This window comes from Vibrio chemaguriensis (assembly GCF_012275705.1).
Classification (GTDB): domain Bacteria; phylum Pseudomonadota; class Gammaproteobacteria; order Enterobacterales; family Vibrionaceae; genus Vibrio; species Vibrio diabolicus.
Window position 1 is genome coordinate 18,176 of record NZ_SHOE01000002.1, and the last position, 23,550, is coordinate 41,725.

The window sequence follows — 23,550 nt, forward strand, 5'->3', positions numbered from 1 at the left end:
GTGATTACAGAACTTTACATGCAAAACCTTTCAGGTAGAAACCTTCCGGGTATGCTGTATCGGTTGGGTGGTCAGCAGCTTGTTCAAAGCGCTCCACAAACTTTACTTGGCGGTTAGCATCTAAGGCTGCGTCAGCAATGATTTTCTGGAACAAAACTTGATCCATTAAGCCAGAGCACGAATAGGTCAGTAGCGTACCGCCAGGTTTTAGGATTTGCATTGCTAGCATGTTGATGTCTTTGTAACCACGACATGCGCCGTTTAGTTGGGCTTTGCTGTCTGCAAACTTAGGTGGATCCATGATAACCACATCGAACTGAGTTCCTTGGTCACGATACTCGCGAAGCAGTTTAAACACGTCTGCGTTTAGGAACACAGCGCGCTTCTTCGAGATATCAAATTCATTCAGTTCTGCGTTGAACTTCGCAGTGTCTAGAGCAGGTTGTGATACGTCAGCGTTTATCACACGCTTTGCATCACCTTTCAGAGCGTAAAGTCCGAAGCCACCTGTGTAGGAGAAGCAGTTAAGAACTTCTTTGCCTTTCACATATTTCATCGCTTGCTGGCGACTATCACGTTGATCTAGGTAGAAACCTGTTTTATGACCGCCAACGATATCTACACTAATCTTTACGCCATTTTCTTCGATGACGACCGATTTAGGTGGCTCTTCGCCGTGCAGTACACCAGTGGCTTCTTTCAAACCCTCTTTCTTACGTACCGCGACGTCAGAACGCTCGTACACATTACAATCAGGGAAGCACTCAACTAGAGCATCAACAATGGCCTGTTTATTGTGTTCTGCGCCAGCACTGAGAAGTTGACACACAAAGAAGTTTTGGTAACGGTCAATCGTAACGCCTGGCATGCCATCAGACTCTGCCGCGATAAGGCGGTAACCCGTAAGGCCATCACGTTCGATAATGTCTTCACGAAGAAGTTGTGCGTCTTTTAATCGTTTTACGAAAAACGCGGTGTCGATTTCTTCTTTATCAAAACTCCAAATACGAGCACGAATTTGTGAAGCTGGCGAATATGCCGCTTTAGCTAGCCATTTACCGTCGTGAGTGAATACATCAACCGTTTCGCCAAGAGCGGGTTCGCCCTCAACTTTGTTGATGCCTCGAGAGAAGATCCAAGGGTGCTTGCGCTTGACCGATTTCTCACGACCTTTTACCAAATAGATAGCAGCTGTCATTTCATTAGCTCTTGTTGAATTTTGAAAGGGGCGTATTGTCCGGGATGTGAATGGTAAAAGCAATATCCCTCGGCAATCCAGTACATTGTAGTGACTTTTAAATACAAAAAAGGGTCACTAAAGTAACCCTTTTATTTGAACTGGTCGTAACAGATTACGTTGCTACGCTTTAAGTCCAGTAAGGAGCGACTCCATGGTGTCGCTTTGCTTACGCAGTTGATCCACGTTTTGTGAAGTCGTGCTGATCATATTGCACACGTTATCTGCTTGAACTCGAATCTCTTCAACGCTTGAGGCGATATTGTCCGCGACTACACCTTGTTCTTCAGCCGCTGTTGCAATTTGAATGCTACTGTCGGATATAGTTTGATTTTTATCTGCCAAAGAGCCGATTTCGTGATTCACTTCCGTCATGAGGTTTTGTCCCTCATTTGCATTGTTGACAGTCACTTCCATCAGTTTAGTAAGTGATTGACTGTTACGCTGTAATGATTCGATCATCGCTTGGATTTCAACCGTCGCTTGCTGAGTGCGTCCCGCAAGAGCGCGAACCTCATCCGCAACGACCGCAAATCCACGACCTTGCTCACCAGCGCGTGCTGCTTCAATGGCTGCGTTCAATGCAAGTAGGTTAGTTTGCTCGGAAATCCCATTAATGGTTGTCACGACTTCATCAATTTGTGCGGCATTGGCATCTAACTCCGCTACTGCCTGAGACGCAGATTGAATCTCATTAGAGAGGTTCGAAATCGAGTGAAGCGTATTCTCTACTTTTACTTGTCCAGACTGAGCCACGCTGCGCGCATCATCGGTTTGTGCGCTTGAATCGTGAGCTAATGTCGCGACTTCTCGAATCGTTGATGCCATCTGTTCCGTTGCACTCGCAAGAGAGTTGAGGTGCTCTTGTTGCGTCGCAGAAATATCTGAACTGTGATGAATTGATTGATTCAGGTCTGAGCTAATTTGTTGCATTAACGCCACAGACTCTTGAATCGACAGCACCATTTGTTGTTCTCGTTCTGCAACTTTGTCTATCGTAATAGCAATTTCACTAAACTCGTCGCGAACTGGGAAGAAGTTCATTCTCGCGGTTAGGTCACCATCCGCTAGGGTGTTTAATGCTTTATTCATCGTGAACATTGCGCCGCCGATAAACGTCATGATGTAGTAAACGCCAAGCGCGAGAATAAACAAGCTCACACAGATGATGCTCACTTGAGTCGTTGATAGGGCAGACCATAAAGAAAGTTCATGGTTTGCAACCAAGCTGTACGCACCATTTAAAACTGACACGGATTGCGGCCCTGAGCCAATAGAAACGGTTTCTGAACCAGCTATGAGGCTTGCTACTTGAGATTGAGAAAGGTTGCCTGCCTCTATCAGACCTTTCATAAGCATGAGCTCTTCTTGGTACATACTTGAGATCAACGTATTAGCCGCGCTATTAAGGACGAGAGTGAGAATGACTAAAGCAAGAAGAGGGAGAACGAAGAGCAAATAGAACTTTTCTTGAATCTTTAAGTGAATGAGATACTTATCAATCCAGCGGAATGGAATTTCTTTCATAATTATAATAACCGTGCAAAAACCCACTATCCTTAGTGGGGTGAATAGACGAAAAGAATATATCACTCAGTAAAAAGAAGCGGTACAAAGATGAACGTAAAGTGTGAGAGATTTATAGTAAAAGGTCACGTTCAAGGCGTCGGCTTTCGTTACCATACTTCCCATCAAGGATTGAAACTGGGTTTGACGGGTTACGCGAAGAACCTAAACGATGGTGATGTTGAAGTGATGGCGTGTGGAACAGATGCACAAATAGCTGCGTTTTCCGAGTGGTTGAAAGAAGGCCCGCGAACGGCAACAGTAGAGAGTGTGATACAGGAGTCTGCGTCATATAAGCCGTTGCGCGGTTTTAAGATTTTGTAAATTCTACAAGCATTTAGCTGGCTTTGGTAGGCCGGCTAATTTAGTCGCTTGTTTGGCTGGCCCCTTTTTAAACAGCTTGAATAGATACTTACTGTTACCTTTTTCTGGGCCGTGCGCTTTTTCCATTGCTTTGACAAGCATACGCACAGCAGGGGAAGTATTAAACTCTTCATAAAAATCTCGCACAAAGTGCACAACTTCCAAATGAGCATCCGTAAGCTCGATGTCTTCTTCTTTTGCTAAAAGCTCAATCATACCTTCTTCCCATTGAGTATGATCCAGTAAGTAGCCTTGAGCATCAGTTTCAATTTCTTTGCCGTTGTAAACGAACATAACGTTTTATCCGCTAAGTGAACATGGATGTTTATAGATTAGCGACAGGTGAGGATGTTCTCAACAAAAGAATCTCGAAGTAGTGCCGAGCGAAGCAAAAGCGTACAAAATGGTGAGTGCTTTTTGACTAAGCTAGGTGCTTTGATACAAATGCTCTTTTATTCAAATAAATAGGAAACTATTCAGTTTGTTAGGAATTTTTCGGGGTGAGTACCAATAAAATTGCATGGATATCCAGACTTATTCATTTTTGTTTTGGTTTTTTCTTGGCTACTTGTCTGAATATGGAATTTTATCTGTGAATGAATAGCTTACGACGTTGTGTTTGCTCTTATAGACCGATATTCTCTTGGTTGATAAGCAACCTACATTCTGGTTGTAAACAATAATGATGACAAGGAGTTAGTCATGTCGAAACAACGTTACATTGAAATAAATGACAACGTAAAATCCATTTGGTCTATTGAGCGTATTTGGAAGCTCGCAGAATCCCTACCTGTAGAAGAAATTGCTATTGATGATATCAAAGGCCCTAATGAAGTGACCTGGTTTAGTGATGATGGACCACAGCCAACCTGTCGTGAGATCGCGAAGCATTGCCAACGCATCAACAATGCCGATTTGTCGTATCCCGTAATTTTAACCAATGATTACCGCGTTTTTGATGGTATGCACCGAATTGCTAAGCAAATCATGTTGGGTGAAGATACGATTAAAGTGAGACGTTTTAGAGAAAATCCTGAGGCTGATGAAGTTATCGAGTTAGCAGTCGAACAGGCGTAATGCACTTAACCACTAACAAAGAAAAAAGCCCGAAGGAGTTACCTTCGGGCTTTTAGTATTCACCTTAGAGCGAACGATTAATCGTCGTTCATAATACCTAGAATGCTTAGTAGGCTGATGAAGATGTTGTAGATTGATACATACAAAGTTACTGTCGCAGAGATGTAGTTTGTTTCACCGCCACGAATAATGCTTTGTGTTGTCATCAGGATCGCCATCGTAGAGAAAATGATAAACAAGCTACTCAACGCTAAGTGTAAAATGGTTGATTGAATAAAGAAACTTGCAATCATACCCACAACAAGCACAACAAACAGCGATAGCATCAAGCCGCCCATCATAGATAGGTCACGTTTTGTTGTTAGTGCATAAGCTGATGCCGCCATGAAAGATAGCGCCGTACCACCTAGAGCGGTTAATACGATATCGCCCATCCCAGCACCGATGTACATGTTTAAGATTGGACCAATCGTGTAGCCTAAGAAACCAGTGAATAAGAACGTAAACACAAGGCCAAGGCTGTTGTTACGGTTTTTCTCTGTTAAGAATAACAGGCCGTAGAAACCAACCAACATTAGGATGATTCCTGGATGTGGCAGGTTAAATGCCATTGCTACGCCAGCAACGACTGCCGACCATAAAAGCGTCATTGAAAGTAGTGCGTAAGTATTACGCAACACTTTGTTTGTTTGTAGAGCACTTTCTTGTGTTGAAGTGCGGGTAAACATTGGACTGTTCATAATCTTCCTCGATAAGAGACTTTCTTTTAAGTACATTTATGGGATTGAAAGTTCAAAAAATCAAGCCCTAACCATGCGTAACTTAGATAAAATAATAATAGAAATAAGATGTTATGTATTTGACAACTTGTAACACAATATTACTGCAGAGCAAAGTCATAGTGATTGTCACACAGAATTTTGAATTTAGTAACAAAAAGCACCGACTTCATTGAAATCAGTGCTTTTATTATGCCAGTTGGAAAAGATCTTAGTGATGTAAGATTTGCGCTAGGAAATTTTGAGTTCGATCTGATTGAGGGTTTTCAAAGAAATCAACAGGGTTGTTCTCTTCGATGATCTCTCCTGCGTCCATAAATATCACGCGATCGGCAACCTCTTTCGCAAACCCCATTTCATGTGTCACACAGAGCATGGTCATGCCTTCCTCGGCGAGTTCGACCATTACATCCAACACTTCGCGAACCATCTCCGGATCAAGTGCTGATGTTGGTTCATCAAAAAGCATGACTTTAGGGTTCATACACAAAGAGCGAGCAATCGCCACGCGTTGTTGCTGACCACCAGACAACTGGCCAGGATATTTCTCTGCTTGGTCCGGAATTTTAACGCGTTCCAGATATTTCATCGCGACCGCTTCTGCCTCATCTTTAGGCATCTTCTTCACCCAAATAGGCGCGAGCGTACAGTTTTCCAGTACGGTTAAATGAGGGAAGAGATTAAAGTGCTGAAAGCACATGCCCACTTCACGGCGCACAGCTTCAATATTTTTCAAATCTTCAGTTAACTCCGTACCGGAAACATAGATGCTACCAGCTTGGTGCTCTTCGAGGCGGTTAATACAGCGAATCATCGTTGATTTTCCTGACCCTGATGGGCCACAAATTACGATCTTTTCCCCGCGCTTAACATCGAGGTTAATATTCTTTAGTACGTGAAACTCACCATACCATTTATTCATGTCCTTCAATTGGATCATATAGTCTTGTTGTTGCGTCATAATACGTCCTTGAGCTTGATGAGTTATCGTTTGTGACCGGTATGAAGTTTGTTTTCAAGCCATATCGAATAACGCGACATGCCAAAACAAAATACCCAAAACACTAACGCGACAAATACATAACTTTCAGTAGCAAAGCCTAGCCAGTCAGGGTCGGTGTTTGCTGCTTGTCCTATACCTAGTACGTCAAACATACCAATGATAAGAACCAAACTGGTGTCTTTAAACAATCCGATAAACGTGTTCACGATAGAAGGGATCGTAATCTTCAGCGCCTGTGGCAAGATAATAAGCCCTGTTTTTTTCCAGTAACTTAACCCAAGTGCGTCGGCAGCCTCATATTGGCCTTTTGGAATCGCTTGTAAGCCCCCCCGTACTACTTCGGCCATGTACGCCGAGGCAAACATCACCACACCAATAAGAGCGCGAATAAGTTTGTCTGTCTCTGATCCTTCGGACATAAACAAAGGCAGCATAACGGAAGCCATGAACAGAACGGTAATCAGTGGCACACCACGCCAAACTTCAATATAGACGGTACAAATACTGCGAATGATGGGCATCTCTGAACGTCTACCAAGCGCAAGCACCACACCAATTGGCAGTGAAACTACGATACCAACTAACGCAATAATGAGCGTAACGAGTAATCCGCCCCATTTGTGTGTATCGACCACTTCTAGCCCAAATATCCCACCGTATAACAGCCCAGCGATAATGAATGGGTAGATGTTTACGAAGAAAAGCCAAATCCAAATCCGTTTCGGTGTCTTTTCATACGCTGGCAACACAGTAAATATAGCCAATGTGATATAGAAAAGGCGAGGGCGCCACAGTTCAGACTCAGGATAGAAACCGTACATGAACTGCTCCCAGCGCACGCTGATAAATACCCAGCAAGCACCTTCTCGGCTGCAGTCGTCACGCGTCGAACCAATCCAGTCTGCGTTGATAAACGCCCAATCAACGATATGCCAAATTGCACTAAAGACAAGATAAGCAAGAGTTACGGTAACAATGGAATTGACAGGTCCATTAAATAGGTTTTTCCGCATCCAACCAACAAAGCCGACGGTATTGGCTGGTGGTGGGAGATCCGGTTGAAATTGATGAGTACTCATATTATCTCTCCACCAGCGCAACTTTACGGTTATACAAGTTCATTAATGCAGACGTAATCAAACTTAAGGTTAAGTACACGCCCATCGTCATCGCAATGATCTCAATCGCTTGCCCGGTTTGGTTCAGGGTAGTACCAGCAAAGACAGAGACAAGATCTGGGTAACCAATCGCCATCGCTAACGATGAGTTTTTGGTGAGGTTGAGATATTGACTGGTTAAAGGTGGAATAATAATTCGTAACGCTTGCGGAATGACAACAAGCTTTAAAGTTTTCGCGCGTGGTAAGCCCAGCGACATCGCCGCTTCCGTTTGACCATGGCTAACCGCATTAATACCAGAACGTACAATTTCGGCAATGAAGGAGGCGGTATAAACGCTCAATGCCAAAAGTAGTGCGGCAAGTTCAGGAATAATGCTAATACCACCTTGGAAGTTAAACCCTTTCAGTTCAGGATAATTTAGTGAAATTGGCATACCAGCAAGGAAGTAGACAATCAGCGGAAGGCCAACGACTAAGCCTAAAGCTATTCTTCCCATTGGCGTTTGTTGCCCAGTTAGGCGTTGCTTGTTATTCGCCCATACATTAATCAACAAGCTGGCGATCACCCCGAAGATTAATGCAGCAATAACAAAGCCACTGCCTGGCTCCATTTCTGGTGCTGGAAAATATAAACCACGAACATTCAAGAAGATGGCTTCGCCAAGGCTCAAGCTTTGACGCGGTGAGGGTAATGCTTGAAGAACAGCGAAATACCAGAAAAATATTTGTAGAAGAAGTGGGATATTTCGGAACGTTTCGATATAAACAGCAGCCAAGCGACTCACTAACCAGTTAGAAGAAAGGCGAGCGACCCCCATGGTAAAACCAATCACGGTAGCCAGAATAATACCTAATACGGAGACCAGCGCTGTATTAAGAAGGCCAATAATAAACGTTCTGCCGTAAGAGTACGTTTCATCGTATTCAATTAGCGTCAGCCCGATACCAAACCCGGCTTCTTGATTTAAAAAACCGAAACCCGTAGCGATCCCACGAGCATCTAAGTTGTTCAGTGCGTTATTTATAATCGTGTAAAAGAAAAATACCAGTGCAGCTATGGCAATGATCTGGAAAATAGCAGAACGAAAGGCGGGATTATAAATCAAGCTCTTGCTTCCGCTCGGTTTGGACATCGTACTTGGCGATGCATCTTTTGTCGGTTTCATACAGCGATAACCTCAAACCTTAGTTATAGATATCTCCCTGTATAAATAGTCACGTCCTTGCTGGTCGAAGCATGTTTTCACCAGAGCTAAACGGCGATATTCGAGTTGAAATAGCCTATCTAAGCGAATACTTCTTGCCATTCAATGAGCGGTCCTTACTCATACAGATGGATAAAATCAAGAAAAAGGGCGGCATGAACCGCCCTGATTAACTCGTTCTATCGGATTGGTGGCGCGTACATAAAGCCGCCTGCATTCCATAGCGCATTAACGCCACGAGAAATTTCTAACGGCGAACCAGTACCGACTGTGCGTTCGAAGCTTTCACCATAGTTACCGACTTGCTTGATAACTTGGTAGCCCCAATCATCACGAATACCCAAACCTTTGCCTTTCGGACCGTCAACACCAAGAATACGTTTGATGTTTGGATCTTTCGATTTCAGCATTTCATCCGCATTTTTCGAACTAATACCATACTCTTCGGCGTTAATCATTGCTGACAATGTCCACTTCGCAATGTTGAACCATTGGTCATCACCTTGACGAACGACGGGACCTAGTGGTTCTTTAGAAATGATTTCCGGAAGAACGGCTGCAGAAGAGGGATCTTTCAGGTTCAGGCGCAATGCATAAAGACCAGATTGGTCAGTCGTTAACACATCACAACGTCCTGCATCGAAACCTTTTGACGTTTGGGCTGCTGTATCAAATACGACTGGCTTATATGACATACCGCTATTACGGAAGTAGTCAGCAAGGTTCAGCTCAGTTGTTGTACCGGACTGTACGCAAACTGATGCACCATCAAGCTCTTTCGCGCTTGAGATGCCAAGATCTTTCTTCACCATAAAGCCCTGGCCATCGTAGTAATTTACCCCTACGAAGTTGAGGCCAAGTGCAGTATCACGATGCAGTGTCCAGGTGGTGTTACGAGAAAGCACATCAATCTCACCTGATTGAAGCGCAGTGAAACGTTCTTTCGCGGTTAGGGGTACATATTTAACTTTCGTTTTATCCCCAAGAACGGCTGCAGCCAGTGCTTGGCAATATTCTACGTCGATACCTTCCCATTCACCTTTTGAGTTAGGGTTAGAGAAACCAGGTAGACCGGTACTTACGCCACAAGTAAGAAAACCTTGTTTTGTGACTTTGTCCAGAGTAGTGTCTGCTGCTTGAGCTGATGTTGCCATCATCGCAGTAGAAGCCGCTACGACGGAAGCAAGAACTGTGAGTTTATTTGCCATTTGTATCCTTCCTGTATGATCCATGTTTAATCAGGAGTGACCTGAAATAACGTGTCCAATTTCGTTAGAGTTATCGTCCTACGTGATTGATTTTCGAAGAAACGGTATTCGATAGATCAACCAGTTATAAGCGTAGGAAAGGATCTGTTAATTCTCAAATATATAATTTAAATGAAGTTTTGAGAGAACTTACAAAGCGCCTTGAGATTTAGAATGACGAAATGTTAATTGTTTGTAAATAGTGCAAATCATGGACAATTTGGTGCATCAGAACAATCAATAAAAGAGTGAACAATACAAGAGAATAAAAAGTTGTTATTAAAACTGTCATTAGCTGAGCTTGGTGAAGTTCAGTAAAAATTCGAACAAAAATTATTTGTGATACCGAAACAGGGTGATGAGCTTGCCCCATTTTTGGTAGCATGGTCTGCAACAGCTAATTAGAGTAATCATGGATTGAAATGCGATATTTTCCTCTGTTCTTAGATTTAATCAATAAACCCGTTCTTGTCGTGGGCGGCGGTGAAGTGGCAAGCAGAAAGGTGGAAGCGTTGCTAAAGGCAGGGGCGGATGTCACTATCGTTTCTCCAACGTTGGTCGACTTTCTGTCTAAGCTTGCTGCAGAGCATCAAGTGCGCTGGGTGCAACGTTTCTATTCAAGTGACATTGTCACTAAAAGCTTTGTTCAAGTGTGGGCCACGACAGATAATCCTGAGCTAAATCACCAAGTGTATAAAGATGCGAAAGAATTAGGCATCCTAGTGAACGTTGTTGATGATAAGCCTTATTGTGACTTCATTACGCCCTCTATGATCAATCGTGGCCGCATACAAATTGCTATTTCTAGTGGCGGTGCCTCACCAGTTTTAATTCGAAACATCCGTGAAAAGCTTGAATCGATACTTCCACAAAACATGGGGTTGATGGCGGACTTTGCTAACTCAAAGCGTAATTCGATTAAAGAAGCACTACCTAGCGTCGATTTACGTCGTAAGTTTTGGGAGCAATTCTTCTCGAATCCTGAGGTTGAAAACGCGCGAGATAATAGAGAGTTAGAAACGATTTACCAAGCGACCATGGCAACACCTTTGGATGAAAAGGGAAGTTGTACTTGGATACAGGTAGGGAAAGACGTTGAGATGTTGCCAATTAAGGCCGTGCGCTACATGCAACAAGCCGAGCTAGCACTTTACTCAACTCGATGCGAAGCGAACGTGCTAGAGCTAATACGAAGAGATGCAGAGCGAGAAGCTTTCTCCAGCGCAGCTGAACTCTCTGATATGTTGACCAAGGCTAAATCTGAAAAGCTTCGAGTTTGCGTGTTTATCCCTAAAGGGACGAGCGAGTTCTTATTGCTGCAAGGGCAGGACTTGGTGATATAACCACGTTAAAAAGTGGGTACTTGGCTTGCTCGATTAAAAGGCCAACAAAAACGCCAGCGAACTATGCGCTGGCGTTTTTAAACTAAGTTACTTCTCAGACTGAGTTAATCACGGAAGTTGTTAAACTGGAATGGTATGCCCATCTCTGCTTCACGAATCGCTGCCATTGTCGCTTGCAGGTCATCACGTTTCTTACCAGTAACACGTACCTTGTCGCCTTGAATAGAGGCTTGTACTTTTAACTTTGCGTCTTTGATAAGTTTCACTACTTTTTTGGCTGTTGGTGTATCGATACCTTGGCGGAAAAGCAGAGTTTGGTGCCAGTTCTTACCAGTTACATCTGGGTCCTGTGCATCCATTGCGTTTGCATCAATATTACGCTTTGCCAAGTGGCCACGTAAAATATCGCGCATTTGCTTAAGTTGGAAGTCACCTTCCGCAGACATTTTTACGTTTTCTTCTACTAGCTCAAAGCTCGCATTAACGTTGCGGAAATCGAAACGAGTAGACAATTCACGGTTAGCATTATCAACGGCGTTACGTAGTTCAACCGTATCGATTTCAGAAACAATATCAAACGATGGCATGAAGATTCCTTGATTATTTTGTTATAGGGACTTTCGGGATTTAACGGCGTTTGCCAGCATATCTAGCATTGTAGCAGTATCTTCCCAGCCTAGGCATGGGTCTGTAATAGATTGACCATACGTTAGGTTGTTGATGTCAGTCATTGGCTGATTGCCTTCAAGAATAAAGCTTTCAGCCATGATACCCGCAATACGAGTACTGCCTGACTTAATTTGGTTACAAATGTCTTGAGCAACGTCGATTTGTTTTCTGTGCTGCTTCTGACAGTTTGCGTGGCTGAAATCCACAACCAAACGTTGTGGCAAGCCAAACTCGGCTAGAGCATCACACGCTTGTTTTACTGACGCTTCATCAAAGTTAGGGCCTTTCTCTCCGCCGCGTAAAATAATATGACCATATGGGTTACCACTTGTACGGTAAACCGTCATGCGGCCATTCTTATCTGGAGAGTAGAAGTAATGCGAGGCTTTCGATGCGCGAATTGCATCAATTGCAATTTTTACGTTGCCATTTGTGCCATTTTTGAAACCAACTGGGCAAGACAGCGCCGATGCCATTTCACGGTGAATTTGCGATTCTGTTGTACGAGCACCGATCGCGCCCCACGTGATCAAATCCGCTATGTATTGACCAGTAATCATATCAAGAAACTCAGTAGCAGTCGCAAGACCAAGCTTGTTGATATCCAGTAGTAGTTTACGTGCTTTATGGAGACCAGCTTCAAGCGCGTAAGAGCCATCTAGGTTAGGGTCGGTAATTAAACCTTTCCAACCAACTACTGTACGAGGCTTTTCAAAGTAAGTACGCATCACGATAAACAGTTCGTCTTTGTACTTGTCTTGGATTTCACTCAGGCGAGTGGCGTAATCAATGGCAGCTTCAGTGTCGTGAACAGAACACGGACCTACAATCGCAAGAAGGCGATCGTCTTCACCCGATAAAATGTTTTCAATCTGACGACGAGATTGAGCGATACGGTCTGCAACGTCATCCGTAATAGGATGTACACTACCTAGCTCTGCTGGGGTAGGCATTGGACCCAAAGGTTGGGTTCTCAATTCATCTGTTTTTATAGGCATGTTATAGCTTTATTCTCTATTGCGAAGGGGTAAAGATAACGGAATTACAGGCAGGAATAAACCGTTTCACGGGAATCTTCGCCAGGAAATACCGAATTGTATACAAAGGTGTAGGTATTCATTTAAATGACTTATGTATAAATGACAAAACTTGATCATTAAATCAATATATATACATTTGAATTTATAACCATTTCATCTATCTCACCGTTAGGCAATCAAGATAACTGCGGCAAACCTCATGTTTATCTGTGTGACAATGTCACTAAATTAGTGGCTAAATAACTCGTGAGATCGAGCTTTTGTTAACATTTCTTTGACATCTATTTCTTTCGTTGATTAACTGGTCTGACTAGATTGGTAAGGAGACCAAAATGTTATCAGCTGTACGTCGTGCAAATTTGTACCTAAATCTATTTGGCTTTTCTAAAGTGCCTCTGATTTGGCTTTGTCATCCTAAGATCATTGCGATAGATAGCGAGCACGTTGAGGTTCGAATCCCTTTGCGAAGAAGAACAAAGAACCATTTGAATAGCATGTATTTCGGCGCTTTAGCGGTTGGGGCGGATGTAGCTGGTGGTTTTCTTGCTATGAGCAAGGCGCAAGAAAAAGGAGAAGCGATCTCTTTAGCATTTAAAGGCGTCAAAGCCGAGTTTTTAAAACGTCCGGAAGCGGATGTACACTTTGTGTGTAACGATGGTCATGTCATTGATGAGATGCTCGATCATACGTTGGCAACGGGTGAACGAGTGAATCGCGATGTAAAAATCGTCGCGTTGTGTCCTAGCTTACATGGTGACGAACCTATGGCTGAATTCTCGTTGACTCTTTCGATAAAAAAAGCAGCCCAACAAAGAAAAGAGGCTGCTTAGTGGTTTGCTGTTTTTAAAGAATATCGCTTTAATTGAGTTCAATCTGCTCAATCGAGACGATTTTGGAGCGGTTTAAGACCACTTTCCAACGGTAATAAACAGGCTCATCGGTGTGGTTGTCCTCTTTGACAATCACATTGAGCAAATGACGTTTCTCTACAGACTCTTTGGTCACTTGCCCTTCATTTAAACGGTAAACTCGGTTTGAGCTTTTATCCATCAAGCGGATGATAGGGCGCAAACTGATGTTCAGTGTTTCTCTTGTTTGCTCATAACCACTCAAGAATAGAGAGGTCGCCATTTCGGTTTTCTCGTGATAATGAAGTATCTGCTCTTCGCGCTGCACGACGCGCTTCTTACGTATTCTTTGAATCTTATCTGGCAAGCTACTTAACGTACGATAATCGAGCCACTCTAATTTTCTGCCGACCACTTTTTTCGTTGTTGGATCAACATACTTCTTACGCCACTTTGGCTTGCCTTTACGGATCCATCGCCACATCGCATCGCGCAAATCATCTTTAAAGATTTCTCGTAGAGCATAAATAAATGACATCGCGATAATGAAGGACGCGGAAATTTCCCCAAGGTAATCGCGAGCGAGAATCACGGTTGAGGTCACGACAACCATCACCAAGCCAGTAGCAATACCTTTGATAGCACGCTTGATGTTGTTACCCATTGATATGGTTTCTTCACGAAGCACGATAGGGTGTTCAATCAAGCGTCTTAGCAAGCGCATTTTGTTAGATAGGCGAGTAACGTCTTCAACGACTCTTGGAGAGTTGTACTTGTTGAGTTTTCGATGGGCTTGCTCTTTTTCACAGAGCGTGATCAAGCGTTTCTTAATCGTGCCATAATCGCCTTCACGCGGGAGATGAGCCACTAGAGATAAAAACTTCTGCTCGGTATACCAAGACAGGTAGTTATCGATGTTAACGTAGTACCGTTTTAAGTTCTCTTCATAAGGAATAGAACGTCGCAAGCGCTTTAAGATCTCAAGCGTGAGCTCGATAACTTCGTCTACTTCATCTTCCGTTACGGAGTTGTTCTGATGCTTGTTTAAACTTGCCACCGCTTTGTCTAGCGCAATAACGTATTGGTACGCGAACAAACTCAAACTTACTCGGTATTGTTGATTCGACAGGCGTCCACGTTTGGCAAGTCGACTGTGTACTAGCGGTAGAAGGATTTCAGTACTGTAATAAGAGCGTTGCTGTGTGATTGAAGTGTAATAAAATTCGGATTCACTGATGATATCGGCGTTTAAACCAAGCTCACCAGGTATAAAAAAGTAAATATCTAGGTCGACACTTTTGCTCTTTGCGAGTGCATGACTGATTTTTAATGTTATTGAGTCTTGTTTATCGACGGTGACCAAAGAAAGCTCCTGACTTTGTTAAAGCATTCTTAACTTATGCGTACTGTTGAGCAGGTAAGCATAAAAGTGCTAAAAGAGTGACTGGGGCATATAGCTGAACGACAACAGCATAACAGAGCACTATGCTTTTCTCTCTGATTTTCTTGTTAGTTTAGGTATAATTCCACGTAAATTTAAAAAGAGACAAAATCAATGATTAAAATTGGTCAAATTAACAGCTTAGAAGTCATTAAAAAGGCTGATTTTGGCGTATTTCTGGATGGTGATGATTACGGTTCTGTTCTACTGCCTAATAAGTATGTACCAGAGGGTACTGAAATTGGTGATCATGTAGACGTATTTTTGTACTTCGATTCAGAAAGCCAGCTTGCTGCGACCATTGAAAGACCTATTGCCCAAGTGGGTGAATGGGGCTTAATGAAGATTGAGGGCGTCAACGCGACAGGTGCTTTTGTAAATTGGGGCATCAAAGAGAAGGATTTACTTATTCCTTTTAGTGAGCAACGCACTCGCTTCTCTGCGGGACAAACTATTCTTGTCTATGTTTATACTGACAAAGCGTCAGGCCGCATTGTTGGTACGACTAAGTTCAACAAATGGTTAGACAAAACTCCGGCGAATTATGAAGTTAACGAACAAGTTGATTTGATCATCGCAGAGCGCAGTCAACTTGGCTACAAAGCGATTGTTAACGGAAAGCATTGGGGCATGATTTTCCCATCAGATGTGTTTGGTAAGCTTTACATCGGTAAGAAACTGAAAGGCTTTATTAAGCAAATTCGTGAAGATGGCAAAATCGATCTCGCGCTACAAAAAGTCGGCGTGGCAAAAATGGACGATCTTTCTAGCAAGATTCTTGATCTGTTAGAGAAGAAAGGCGGCTTTTTACCTTTGAACGATAAGTCTTCTCCTGAAGCGATTTTTGACGCTTTCCGTACAAGTAAAGGTACTTACAAAAAGACCATTGGTGGATTGTACAAGCAGGGCAAGATTGTTATCGAGAAAGACGGCATTCGTCTGGCGTAGCCCAAACTCACGTATAGCGGATCGGCAGCCAAAAAAACGGCCCAAACTTTTCCTTTTTTTGGGCCTAGGGGAAACGGCTCCGCAGAGCCTGCGCTAAACTTTTTCCAACAATAATTTTGTTGGTGAACATAGAGAGAAATGCCATATCAAAGCATTACTTTGATACAACTAGTTTAGTACAGCGTATCCGGATCGCTAGCGAGCCCAGTTGCTTTCATACTTACGAATTAAAAAGCCATCGCAAATACGATGGCTTTTCATTTATTTATGATTCGTTACTTCTTTAAAATAAGTTCTTATCTCGTACTAATTCGCGAGGAAGACCATTCTTTATTCTGTTGCTTACCCACTTTCCAAGGCCAATGACTGCGCCTTGATAGGTGACAAGTACTTCGCCTTTACCTGTTTTCATTCCCTCAGGAATCGTTTGTGGGCGAACATCACGCCCCATGTACCATTCGCGCGCTTCTTCAATGGTTAGCTCGATGGCGTTTGCCTCAGAGCCCGTCGCTAATGCCGTTGCTACTTGATGCTGCCAACGGTAGCCATTTTTATGGGCTTCCGCGATCTTTATACCCATCCGGGAGAAGCGTAATTCGCCGATCATTGGCTCTAAAGCATTAGGGAACAACCAGACATCTTTATCGCGAAGCCATACAGAACTGTCATTCGGAAGTTCAATACCTAACGCACTTTGCAGCTGTTGGGCAATTTCAACCGATTCTTTTTTCGATGCTTTGGTAAACGGGAACTTGCCCATGCGCTTTTTGACCTTTGGTGGTTCAACAGCTGCCAGTTTACGAATTCTTGCTACAAAGAATCCTTCGCAGTCGTAGACCTGTGGAAAGATATGCAAAAAACCTTCTTCAGTTAGAGCAGCATTTGCGTTTTCAAACAAGGTCTCAAGGCTTTCAAACTCAACGGCATCACCAAAGGTTTCTTTCAAGTGATGACAAACTTGTTGGTTTTCTTCGGTACTGAGTGTGCACGTTGAGTAAACCATCACACCACCGGGCTTTAGTGCATGGAAGGCGCTTTCAATAAGATCTTTCTGTGTGTCAGCGATGTCGAGCACGGAAGCTTGCGTCCAGTTTTTCATTGCATCTTCGTCTTTGCGAACGGTGCCTTCGCCGGAGCAGGGCGCGTCGAGCAGAACCGCATCAAATTGTTCTGGTAGCCAACCACCAAAAACGCGCCCGTCGAAGTTACTTAGTGCGGCGTTACGTACACCACAACGTTCCACGTTGGCATGCAGCACTTTTACACGACTTGCGGCGTATTCATTGGCCACGAGAACGCCTTCATTGTTCATTAAAGCCGCGATTTGAGTGGTCTTTGATCCTGGTGCAGCTGCTGTATCTAACACGGCATCGTAAGATTCGTCATTCATAAACAGCGCAGATACTGGCATCATTGAACTGGCTTCTTGAATGTAGAATAAGCCTGACATGTGCTCTGCAGTGTTGCCTAATGGTACAACTGACTCGTCCGCTTCAATCCAAAACCCTGTGTCACACCAAGGCACAGGAGAAAGCTTCCAGCCTTTTGCGTCGGCACGTTCTAGAAACGCTTCAACACTGATCTTCAACGTATTAACACGAATACTTTTGCGCAGTGGCTTTTGGCACGATGCGATAAAGTCTTCCATGTTGAGGTGAGCAGGAAGGATAGTTTGGATTTTTTCCAGAAACGCGTCTGGGATGTAAACATGAGGATGCAATGTGGGATCTCGTTTGCAGAATTTGTGGCAAATAATATACGAAAGCGAAGCAGAAACGAATAGTGACAAGGGCCGAGCAATAAAAAAGAGCAGCGATTGCTGCTCTTTTAAGGTACTCAAACTTCAATTGTATGTGAATTGAGCTTTATTCTACGGCTTAGGAATCGCAGTACGCCATTGAGTCCAACCTTCTTCAGCTTGTGGATACAAAAAGAAAGATTGCCCACTTTTTGCCGCTGGTGGAATAGTCGATTGCTCTGGCGTTGAAAACGCAATTCCTCCGCGAACTAAACTATCAAATGTGCCCGCTTTGATGTTCGCACCAGTAATTCCGATGGAGACATCTACTCCTGAAACATTCCAAAACACACTGTTTTGACGAACGAGGTAAGCATATTCAGGCTGTATCTTGATGGTCGTGACGACGCGATCGGCAAATTCTCCTAGGCTCACGTCGGTTACTTGGCCGACTTCCATCTGGCGGTACAGAATAGGCGTTCCGACTTGTACTGAGCCTCGTTGTTCACTTTGTAAAGTAAACATCATGCCCTGAACACGTTCTGAACCGTTTTCCAACTGAAAATCAAATTTAGCTTTACCTTTACCTGGCTCAACACTGATGGATTTCGACACCAATGCGCCAAGGTTTTTCACGCCCCCTAAGCCAATCTCTGGCTCAGTTAGCCAAAAATGTGAGCCTTCCACCGCAATATTTTCTACGTATTCAGGTAGAACTCTTGCGGTAATTTCAACCATATTGCGACGAAAATTCGGTACAACCAGTGTGACTTCACCAACTTTGACGCCTTGATACTCTATCGGCATTCCTTTGGCAATTTCTTGTGAGCCGTCTGTTTCTAACGCAATAACGCGTCCAAACTTGCGAGCGGTTTTTTGATCTGTATATAACTTCCAGTTGTCTCCAATTTTGTTTTCAACGCCAGGAACAGAGTCAAAAGCGATGCCACCTTCGATTAATGATTTTAAAGGGTGAGCTTTCACACTCACACCGGCTAGCGATGCATCTATCTCGATCCCTGAACGGTTCCAAAAGACGGTTTGCGGTGTTACGAGGTAAGCAAAGCGGTTTTCGATGGTTGCTTTAATTAACACACCGCCATCAACCAATTGGAAATCGGAGACGTTACCAACAGGAAGATTACGATAGAGCAGAGGGCTGCCTTTGGAAATCGGCGGCAATTCAGAAGCAAACAGTGTGAGTGCTCTAGAGCCACTTTGGTTGTACTGTGCTAATTCTGCCAATGATTCGTTTTGGAACAGTTGATACTCTTTTTGAATATCTTGCTTACCTTCGCTTACAAAGCTAATGGACCCAGTTAACAACTGCTTTGCCGGAGGAACGGTAACGCTGAGGCCCGATTCCGTTAACTCTGCAGAGGCACTTCCGGTTACATAAAAACGGTTGTTTGATTTGATCAGATGTTTGTATTCATGATCAATCAATACGTCCATAAATACTTCATGTTGTGATTTTTTACCTTCTTCAACTAAGCCTACGTTGATAATTGAACCGACAACGATGCCTTTGTAAAGCACGTTGGCACCGCTATCTAGGCCAAACGAGTTGTCAGACACTAAACGAATAGCGATGGACTTTTCTTGCTGTTGGTTAAAAACGTTTTTACGAATGGCAGTAAAGCGGCGAGAGCGATCACCGGCACCTGGCACGATGGTTAAGAAGTTTCCTCTCACGAGATTGGCAATGTTTTCAACACCAGAGAGGGACACTTTTGCTTCTTCTAAGACGAATCGGGTACCTGTCGTCAGCATGTCACTGAAAGCAGGTTGAATTGCAGCTGACGCTAATATCACTTCTCGCCCTTCGGATAGGTTTAAGTCTGTAACTTGGCCAATCTCGATTCCGCGATACATAATGGGTGCGCCTTCGCCACTGATTTTACTGTCATCAGGGAGGACGATTTTAACAGCGATACCTCGACCTGCAGTTTTCAAATCTTTATACAGACGGAATTCAGTATTCTCTTCTACAGGCTCACCGTCATCCGGAGAGTCGACGGCGATCGCGCCTCCGAGTAGAGCACTCATGCTTTCTAGCCTTACATCGACGCCTTCAAAACCGATGCTGGCACCGATTCCACTTACGTTCCAGAACCGACTGCGGTTGTTAATGATATGTCGGTATTGATCCTGAATGTTGGCTTGAATCGTGATAGATTTTGCGTCTTCATCCAGCTGGTAGCTGTAGACTTCACCGATTGGAATTTTCTTATAAACAATTTGAGAACCAATCGACACACCACCTAAATCGCGGCTTTTGAGTTTAATGTTCAAACCTTGTGAAACGCGCAAATCTGTTGGTGCAGAGTCTAACGCATGGAACGTTGTTTCAAACTCTTGACCATCTCCAGGTTGAATCGATATGTAATTACCCGACACGAGCGCATCGAGCCCCGAAACTCCCGTTAGGCTTGCTGTTGGTTTTACCAGCCAAAAGCGAGTTTTATCGTTCAGCAATTTTGCCGCTTCAGGGTAGATATCGGCATCAACATAAATACTGCCGAGATCTTCAGTGAGGTTAATGTCTCTCACCATACCGACTTCTAGCCCTTGGTAACGGATAGTGGTTCGCCCGGCGACCAAGCCAGCAGCGTCAGAAAAATAGATTTGCACCCGTTGTCCTGCATCGTGTATCGACTTCACCACAAGCCAGCCAGCTAAGACCATGGTCAAAATTGGCAAAAGCCAAAGAGGAGATATGCCTTTGCTCCGCTTTACATCTGGTACGTATGACGTTTGAGAACTGTTCTGATCACTCATTCATTGACTCTTTTTCTGATTGTGTTGGGCCTGTTTGGTCCCAGATTAGCCTTGGATCAATACTTTCCGCTGCAAGCATGGTCAACACCACGACAACACCAAAGGCCACGGCGCCATAACCTGGTGTGAAATCAAGTATCTGACCACGATCGACTAAGGTCATCATGATAGAAATAACAAACAAGTCCATCACAGACCATTTACCGATCCATTTAACAACAAAGTAAACCATCATTCGTTGTCTCTTAAACACCGAACGTTTGAATTGAATGCAAAGCATGATGTAGGCAAGGCCAAGTATTTTTACAACTGGCACAACAATACTGGCCACAAAAATGATCACTGCGATGCCATACATACCGCTTTTTACCAACCCAGCTACGCCTGAGAAAATAGTATCTTCCAAACGTTTGCCATTGGTCAGCAAGATGGAAATAGGAATCAAGTTGGCTGGGAAAATCGCTATCGTTGCCGCAATGAGGTAAGCCCACGTCTTCTGAATGGAGTTGGGCTTGCGATGATATAACTCGTGGTGACAACGCCGACAATGGTCACCTTCAGGTTGAGACAGGTGGCACTCATGGCAATGCACGTCTTTGTGTTCAAAGGAATAAAGGCTTTCTGGTTTCCAGGCTTCCCAGTAACGACGCACACTGATTCGAGAAACTAACAAAACGGTAAATATCTGCAAAAGAACCAGACCAATTAACCCTGGGCCTACAAAAATGTCGGAATAATCTTGGAGTTTGAAGCAGGAAATGGCGATGCTAACTAAGAACACATCCAGCATTACCCAATGTTTCAAATGTTGAATTAGCCACAGTGAAATACGAAGCCCTCGAAACCACCGTTGATGCAGCGAGATATGTGCCGTAACCACTGAAACACAAACCGTCAGAGGCGCTAGAGAGCTACAAAATAGAATAAGCAGTGAAAGAAGAACAAAGCCTTCTTCCATCAATGTGATCATCCCTGAAGGTAGGGTTGCCGGAATCATCACACCAAAGAGTCGGATACTAATAAAGTTAAAAAAGTGTGATGGAATAAATAGCAGGATACAGGTTATCGCGACGGCTAGATTACCTGAGAGGCTAGGGCTACCGCCTCGATACAACTGTGTGCCACAACGAGGACAGTGTGCATTTTTTCCATTGGGTAAGTCGACGATATCGACAGGCAATTCGCAACCTTGGCACAAGCGCACATTATTTGGCTGCATGGCGTGCTTAGACAGAGAGGTCATAACGACCTCTCTAACTTGAACGATTTAAGCGTGGGACTGTATGCCCCCATATAAGGTTTGATATAAGCCTTCTTGCTCAACTAACTCACCATGAGTACCTGTTTGCGTCACTTTTCCATCTTCAAGCACGTAGATCAAATCGGCTTGTTTTACGGCTGATAGACGGTGCGCAACGATTAATGTTGTTCTACCACGTAAGAATTCAGTCAATGCTTTGTGCAATGCCGCTTCAGTAGCGGTATCAAGCGCAGACGTGGCTTCATCTAAAATAACAAATTGAGGATCACTCAGCACCATTCTTGCGATGGCAAGGCGTTGTCGTTGACCACCTGACAAACGAATGCCGTTACGGCCGACTTGAGTATCCAAACCGTGGTTCAGTTGAGAAATAACATCTTGCAGCTGAGCTACTTCAAGAGCTCGCCAAAGTGACATTTCGTCAAAATTCCCACCGAGTGTTAGATTATGCCTCAAGGTGTCGTTAAATAGTATAGGTTGCTGTAATACCACGGCAATTTTGTCGCGAATTACTTCAAAACCAATATCTTCTGTTAATTCATCATTAAAGCGAATGCTACCGGAGTTTTGACGATAAACCCCAATAAGTAGTTGTATTAAGGTCGACTTACCGCCTCCGCTCGCACCAACTAACGCCACTTTCTTTCCTGCCGGTATATGTAAAGAAAGGTTATCTAGGACTTTGTTTTCATTATTATAAGAGAAGTCTACGTTTTCTACTTTAACATCGACTTCTCTGTCTTCTTTGAAAGGATTTACCTTAGGTACCGGTCTTTGTTCTTCTTCTAATACTAATAAGTCGTTGATGCGTTTTAACGCAGCTTTCGCGCTGTACCAAGAAAACTGAATGCCGAGCAGCTCTTGAACAGGAGACAACATAAACCATAGGTAACCAAAAACAGCAAAGATTTGACCAATAGTGAGGTCACTAAACATGACCATCAGCATGGCGACGGCTCTGAATAACTCAAAACCGATTAAGAAGAGTAGGAAAGAGACGCGACCTGCCGCTTCTGATTGCCACGCATACTTGTCTGCATCCACACGAACTTGGTTCGCACTGTCTTTGAGTTGTTGGAGAAATTCTCGCTCTTTATTGGCTGCGCGCAGCTGGTAAATGCCATCTAATGTTTCAACTAAACGATTTTGGAAAATTTCAAAAGAATGATTTTCCTTCCGTTTCAGATGTTTAACCATACTTCCTAGTTTACGTGAGAAGTAAATGACAATAGGGTTAACTAGCAAAATAAATAGACCAAGTCGCCAGTCGAGCCAAAGCAGAACGATGGCAGTACCAATGACCGTTAAAAAACTGATAACAAATTTTGCTAACGTAGAACCAATAAATTTATCGATGGTTTCAATGTCAGTGATAAGGTGGGCGTTGATGCCTCCGCTGCCTTTGGTTTCGTATTGGCGGATGCTGATACGACCAAGCTTGTCGATCATTTTACTGCGCATCTCAAACGTGATCGTTTTAGAAACAAGTGTAAATTGTCGGCTTTGAAGGATATTTAACCCCTGACTTGCAGCTCGCATCAGGACGACCAAGAAAAGGGTGAAAAATATATAACCCGTCGGAGTGTGCCACGCTTCAGGGAGAATGGCATTCATAGCAGCTAAGCCTTTTGCTGGTTGGTCCAATAAAACCTCATCTACCATCAACGGCATGAGAAGGGGGATTGGAACACTAATCAAGGTTGCAAGCACCGCTATCAAGTTCGCTATGATCAGCTTGGACTTGTGCTTTTTTACTTGTGTTATCAACCAAGAACGGCTAATAGTGTCATTTTTCAGAAGCATTGTAATTGAGAATAAGTCCTATTATAAAGTAGGGCTGCATTTTAGCGCCATACCGTGAGAATGGAAGCTTTTATAGTAAGT

The 23,550-nt window shown here is 43.6% G+C and carries 20 protein-coding genes; 5 read left to right on the forward strand and 15 right to left on the reverse strand.

The features are described 5' to 3' along the window. Positions 1-4: 4 nt before the first annotated feature. The gene (locus tag EX191_RS02410; protein WP_167713295.1) at positions 5-1,198 is read right to left on the reverse strand and encodes a class I SAM-dependent methyltransferase; all 1,194 of its coding nucleotides are present in this window, start codon (positions 1,196-1,198) and stop codon (positions 5-7) included. Positions 1,199-1,360: 162 nt separating this feature from the next. Next, positions 1,361-2,764, reverse strand: a complete 1,404-nt coding sequence (locus EX191_RS02415) for a methyl-accepting chemotaxis protein (RefSeq protein WP_104971746.1) — start codon at positions 2,762-2,764, stop codon at positions 1,361-1,363. A gap of 90 nt (positions 2,765-2,854) precedes the next feature. Here EX191_RS02415 and yccX point away from each other — a divergent pair, with 90 nt between their 5' ends. Continuing rightward, positions 2,855-3,127, forward strand: a complete 273-nt coding sequence (gene yccX, locus EX191_RS02420) for an acylphosphatase (RefSeq protein ID WP_005396574.1) — start codon at positions 2,855-2,857, stop codon at positions 3,125-3,127. A gap of 3 nt (positions 3,128-3,130) precedes the next feature. Here yccX and EX191_RS02425 read toward each other — a convergent pair whose 3' ends face one another. Further along, a complete protein-coding gene (locus tag EX191_RS02425; RefSeq protein WP_005377396.1) occupies positions 3,131-3,460 on the reverse strand; it encodes a TusE/DsrC/DsvC family sulfur relay protein in 330 nt (109 codons plus the stop codon). Positions 3,461-3,868: 408 nt separating this feature from the next. Here EX191_RS02425 and EX191_RS02430 point away from each other — a divergent pair, with 408 nt between their 5' ends. Beyond that, a complete protein-coding gene (locus EX191_RS02430) occupies positions 3,869-4,243 on the forward strand; it encodes a chromosome partitioning protein ParB (RefSeq protein ID WP_085343819.1) in 375 nt (124 codons plus the stop codon). Between the two features lie 77 nt (positions 4,244-4,320). On the opposite strand, the gene EX191_RS02435 is transcribed toward EX191_RS02430, so the two are convergent. The 5 genes from EX191_RS02435 to EX191_RS02455 form a co-directional block, all read right to left on the reverse strand. Continuing rightward, a complete protein-coding gene (locus EX191_RS02435) occupies positions 4,321-4,983 on the reverse strand; it encodes a Bax inhibitor-1/YccA family protein (protein WP_005396571.1) in 663 nt (220 codons plus the stop codon). 250 nt (positions 4,984-5,233) lie between these two features. Next, the gene (locus EX191_RS02440; protein ID WP_005377400.1) at positions 5,234-5,983 is read right to left on the reverse strand and encodes an amino acid ABC transporter ATP-binding protein; all 750 of its coding nucleotides are present in this window, start codon (positions 5,981-5,983) and stop codon (positions 5,234-5,236) included. 23 nt (positions 5,984-6,006) lie between these two features. Then, positions 6,007-7,104 carry an amino acid ABC transporter permease gene (locus tag EX191_RS02445; RefSeq protein ID WP_193447066.1) on the reverse strand — a complete coding sequence of 366 codons (1,098 nt, stop codon included), beginning with the start codon at positions 7,102-7,104 and terminating at the stop codon, positions 6,007-6,009. A gap of 1 nt (position 7,105) precedes the next feature. Continuing rightward, positions 7,106-8,311 carry an amino acid ABC transporter permease gene (locus EX191_RS02450; RefSeq protein ID WP_006743259.1) on the reverse strand — a complete coding sequence of 402 codons (1,206 nt, stop codon included), beginning with the start codon at positions 8,309-8,311 and terminating at the stop codon, positions 7,106-7,108. 218 nt (positions 8,312-8,529) lie between these two features. Further along, positions 8,530-9,558, reverse strand: a complete 1,029-nt coding sequence (locus EX191_RS02455; protein WP_005396567.1) for an amino acid ABC transporter substrate-binding protein — start codon at positions 9,556-9,558, stop codon at positions 8,530-8,532. A gap of 461 nt (positions 9,559-10,019) precedes the next feature. Between EX191_RS02455 and EX191_RS02460 the strand changes: the two genes are divergently transcribed. After that, positions 10,020-10,940: a precorrin-2 dehydrogenase/sirohydrochlorin ferrochelatase family protein gene (locus EX191_RS02460; RefSeq protein WP_006743261.1), complete on the forward strand. Its 921-nt coding sequence runs from the start codon at positions 10,020-10,022 to the stop codon at positions 10,938-10,940. Between the two features lie 104 nt (positions 10,941-11,044). On the opposite strand, the gene EX191_RS02465 is transcribed toward EX191_RS02460, so the two are convergent. Next, positions 11,045-11,527, reverse strand: coding sequence for a YajQ family cyclic di-GMP-binding protein (locus EX191_RS02465; RefSeq protein WP_005377415.1), 483 nt, complete (start codon positions 11,525-11,527; stop codon positions 11,045-11,047). Between the two features lie 21 nt (positions 11,528-11,548). Beyond that, positions 11,549-12,607: a 3-deoxy-7-phosphoheptulonate synthase gene (locus EX191_RS02470; protein WP_006743262.1), complete on the reverse strand. Its 1,059-nt coding sequence runs from the start codon at positions 12,605-12,607 to the stop codon at positions 11,549-11,551. 374 nt (positions 12,608-12,981) lie between these two features. Between EX191_RS02470 and EX191_RS02475 the strand changes: the two genes are divergently transcribed. After that, a complete protein-coding gene (locus tag EX191_RS02475; protein WP_005396564.1) occupies positions 12,982-13,479 on the forward strand; it encodes a DUF4442 domain-containing protein in 498 nt (165 codons plus the stop codon). Positions 13,480-13,507: 28 nt separating this feature from the next. Here EX191_RS02475 and EX191_RS02480 read toward each other — a convergent pair whose 3' ends face one another. Next, positions 13,508-14,860, reverse strand: a complete 1,353-nt coding sequence (locus EX191_RS02480) for a hypothetical protein (protein ID WP_006743263.1) — start codon at positions 14,858-14,860, stop codon at positions 13,508-13,510. A gap of 192 nt (positions 14,861-15,052) precedes the next feature. Here EX191_RS02480 and EX191_RS02485 point away from each other — a divergent pair, with 192 nt between their 5' ends. Continuing rightward, positions 15,053-15,886 (forward strand): CvfB family protein, encoded by an 834-nt coding sequence (locus EX191_RS02485; protein WP_005396561.1) that lies wholly within the window; start codon positions 15,053-15,055, stop codon positions 15,884-15,886. 283 nt (positions 15,887-16,169) lie between these two features. On the opposite strand, the gene rsmF is transcribed toward EX191_RS02485, so the two are convergent. The 4 genes from rsmF to EX191_RS02505 all read right to left on the reverse strand — a co-directional run bounded on the left by rsmF (position 16,170) and on the right by EX191_RS02505 (position 23,469). Next, on the reverse strand, positions 16,170-17,606 hold the full coding sequence (gene rsmF / locus EX191_RS02490) for a 16S rRNA (cytosine(1407)-C(5))-methyltransferase RsmF (RefSeq protein WP_193447067.1): 1,437 nt from the start codon (positions 17,604-17,606) through the stop codon (positions 16,170-16,172). Between the two features lie 150 nt (positions 17,607-17,756). Further along, positions 17,757-20,405: a PqiB family protein gene (locus EX191_RS02495; RefSeq protein ID WP_193447068.1), complete on the reverse strand. Its 2,649-nt coding sequence runs from the start codon at positions 20,403-20,405 to the stop codon at positions 17,757-17,759. Beyond that, positions 20,398-21,648 carry a paraquat-inducible protein A gene (locus EX191_RS02500; RefSeq protein ID WP_170891446.1) on the reverse strand — a complete coding sequence of 417 codons (1,251 nt, stop codon included), beginning with the start codon at positions 21,646-21,648 and terminating at the stop codon, positions 20,398-20,400. The genes EX191_RS02495 and EX191_RS02500 overlap by 8 nt, the downstream gene beginning before the upstream one ends. 24 nt (positions 21,649-21,672) lie before the next feature. Continuing rightward, positions 21,673-23,469: an ABC transporter ATP-binding protein gene (locus EX191_RS02505; protein ID WP_053807440.1), complete on the reverse strand. Its 1,797-nt coding sequence runs from the start codon at positions 23,467-23,469 to the stop codon at positions 21,673-21,675. Positions 23,470-23,550 lie beyond the last annotated feature (81 nt).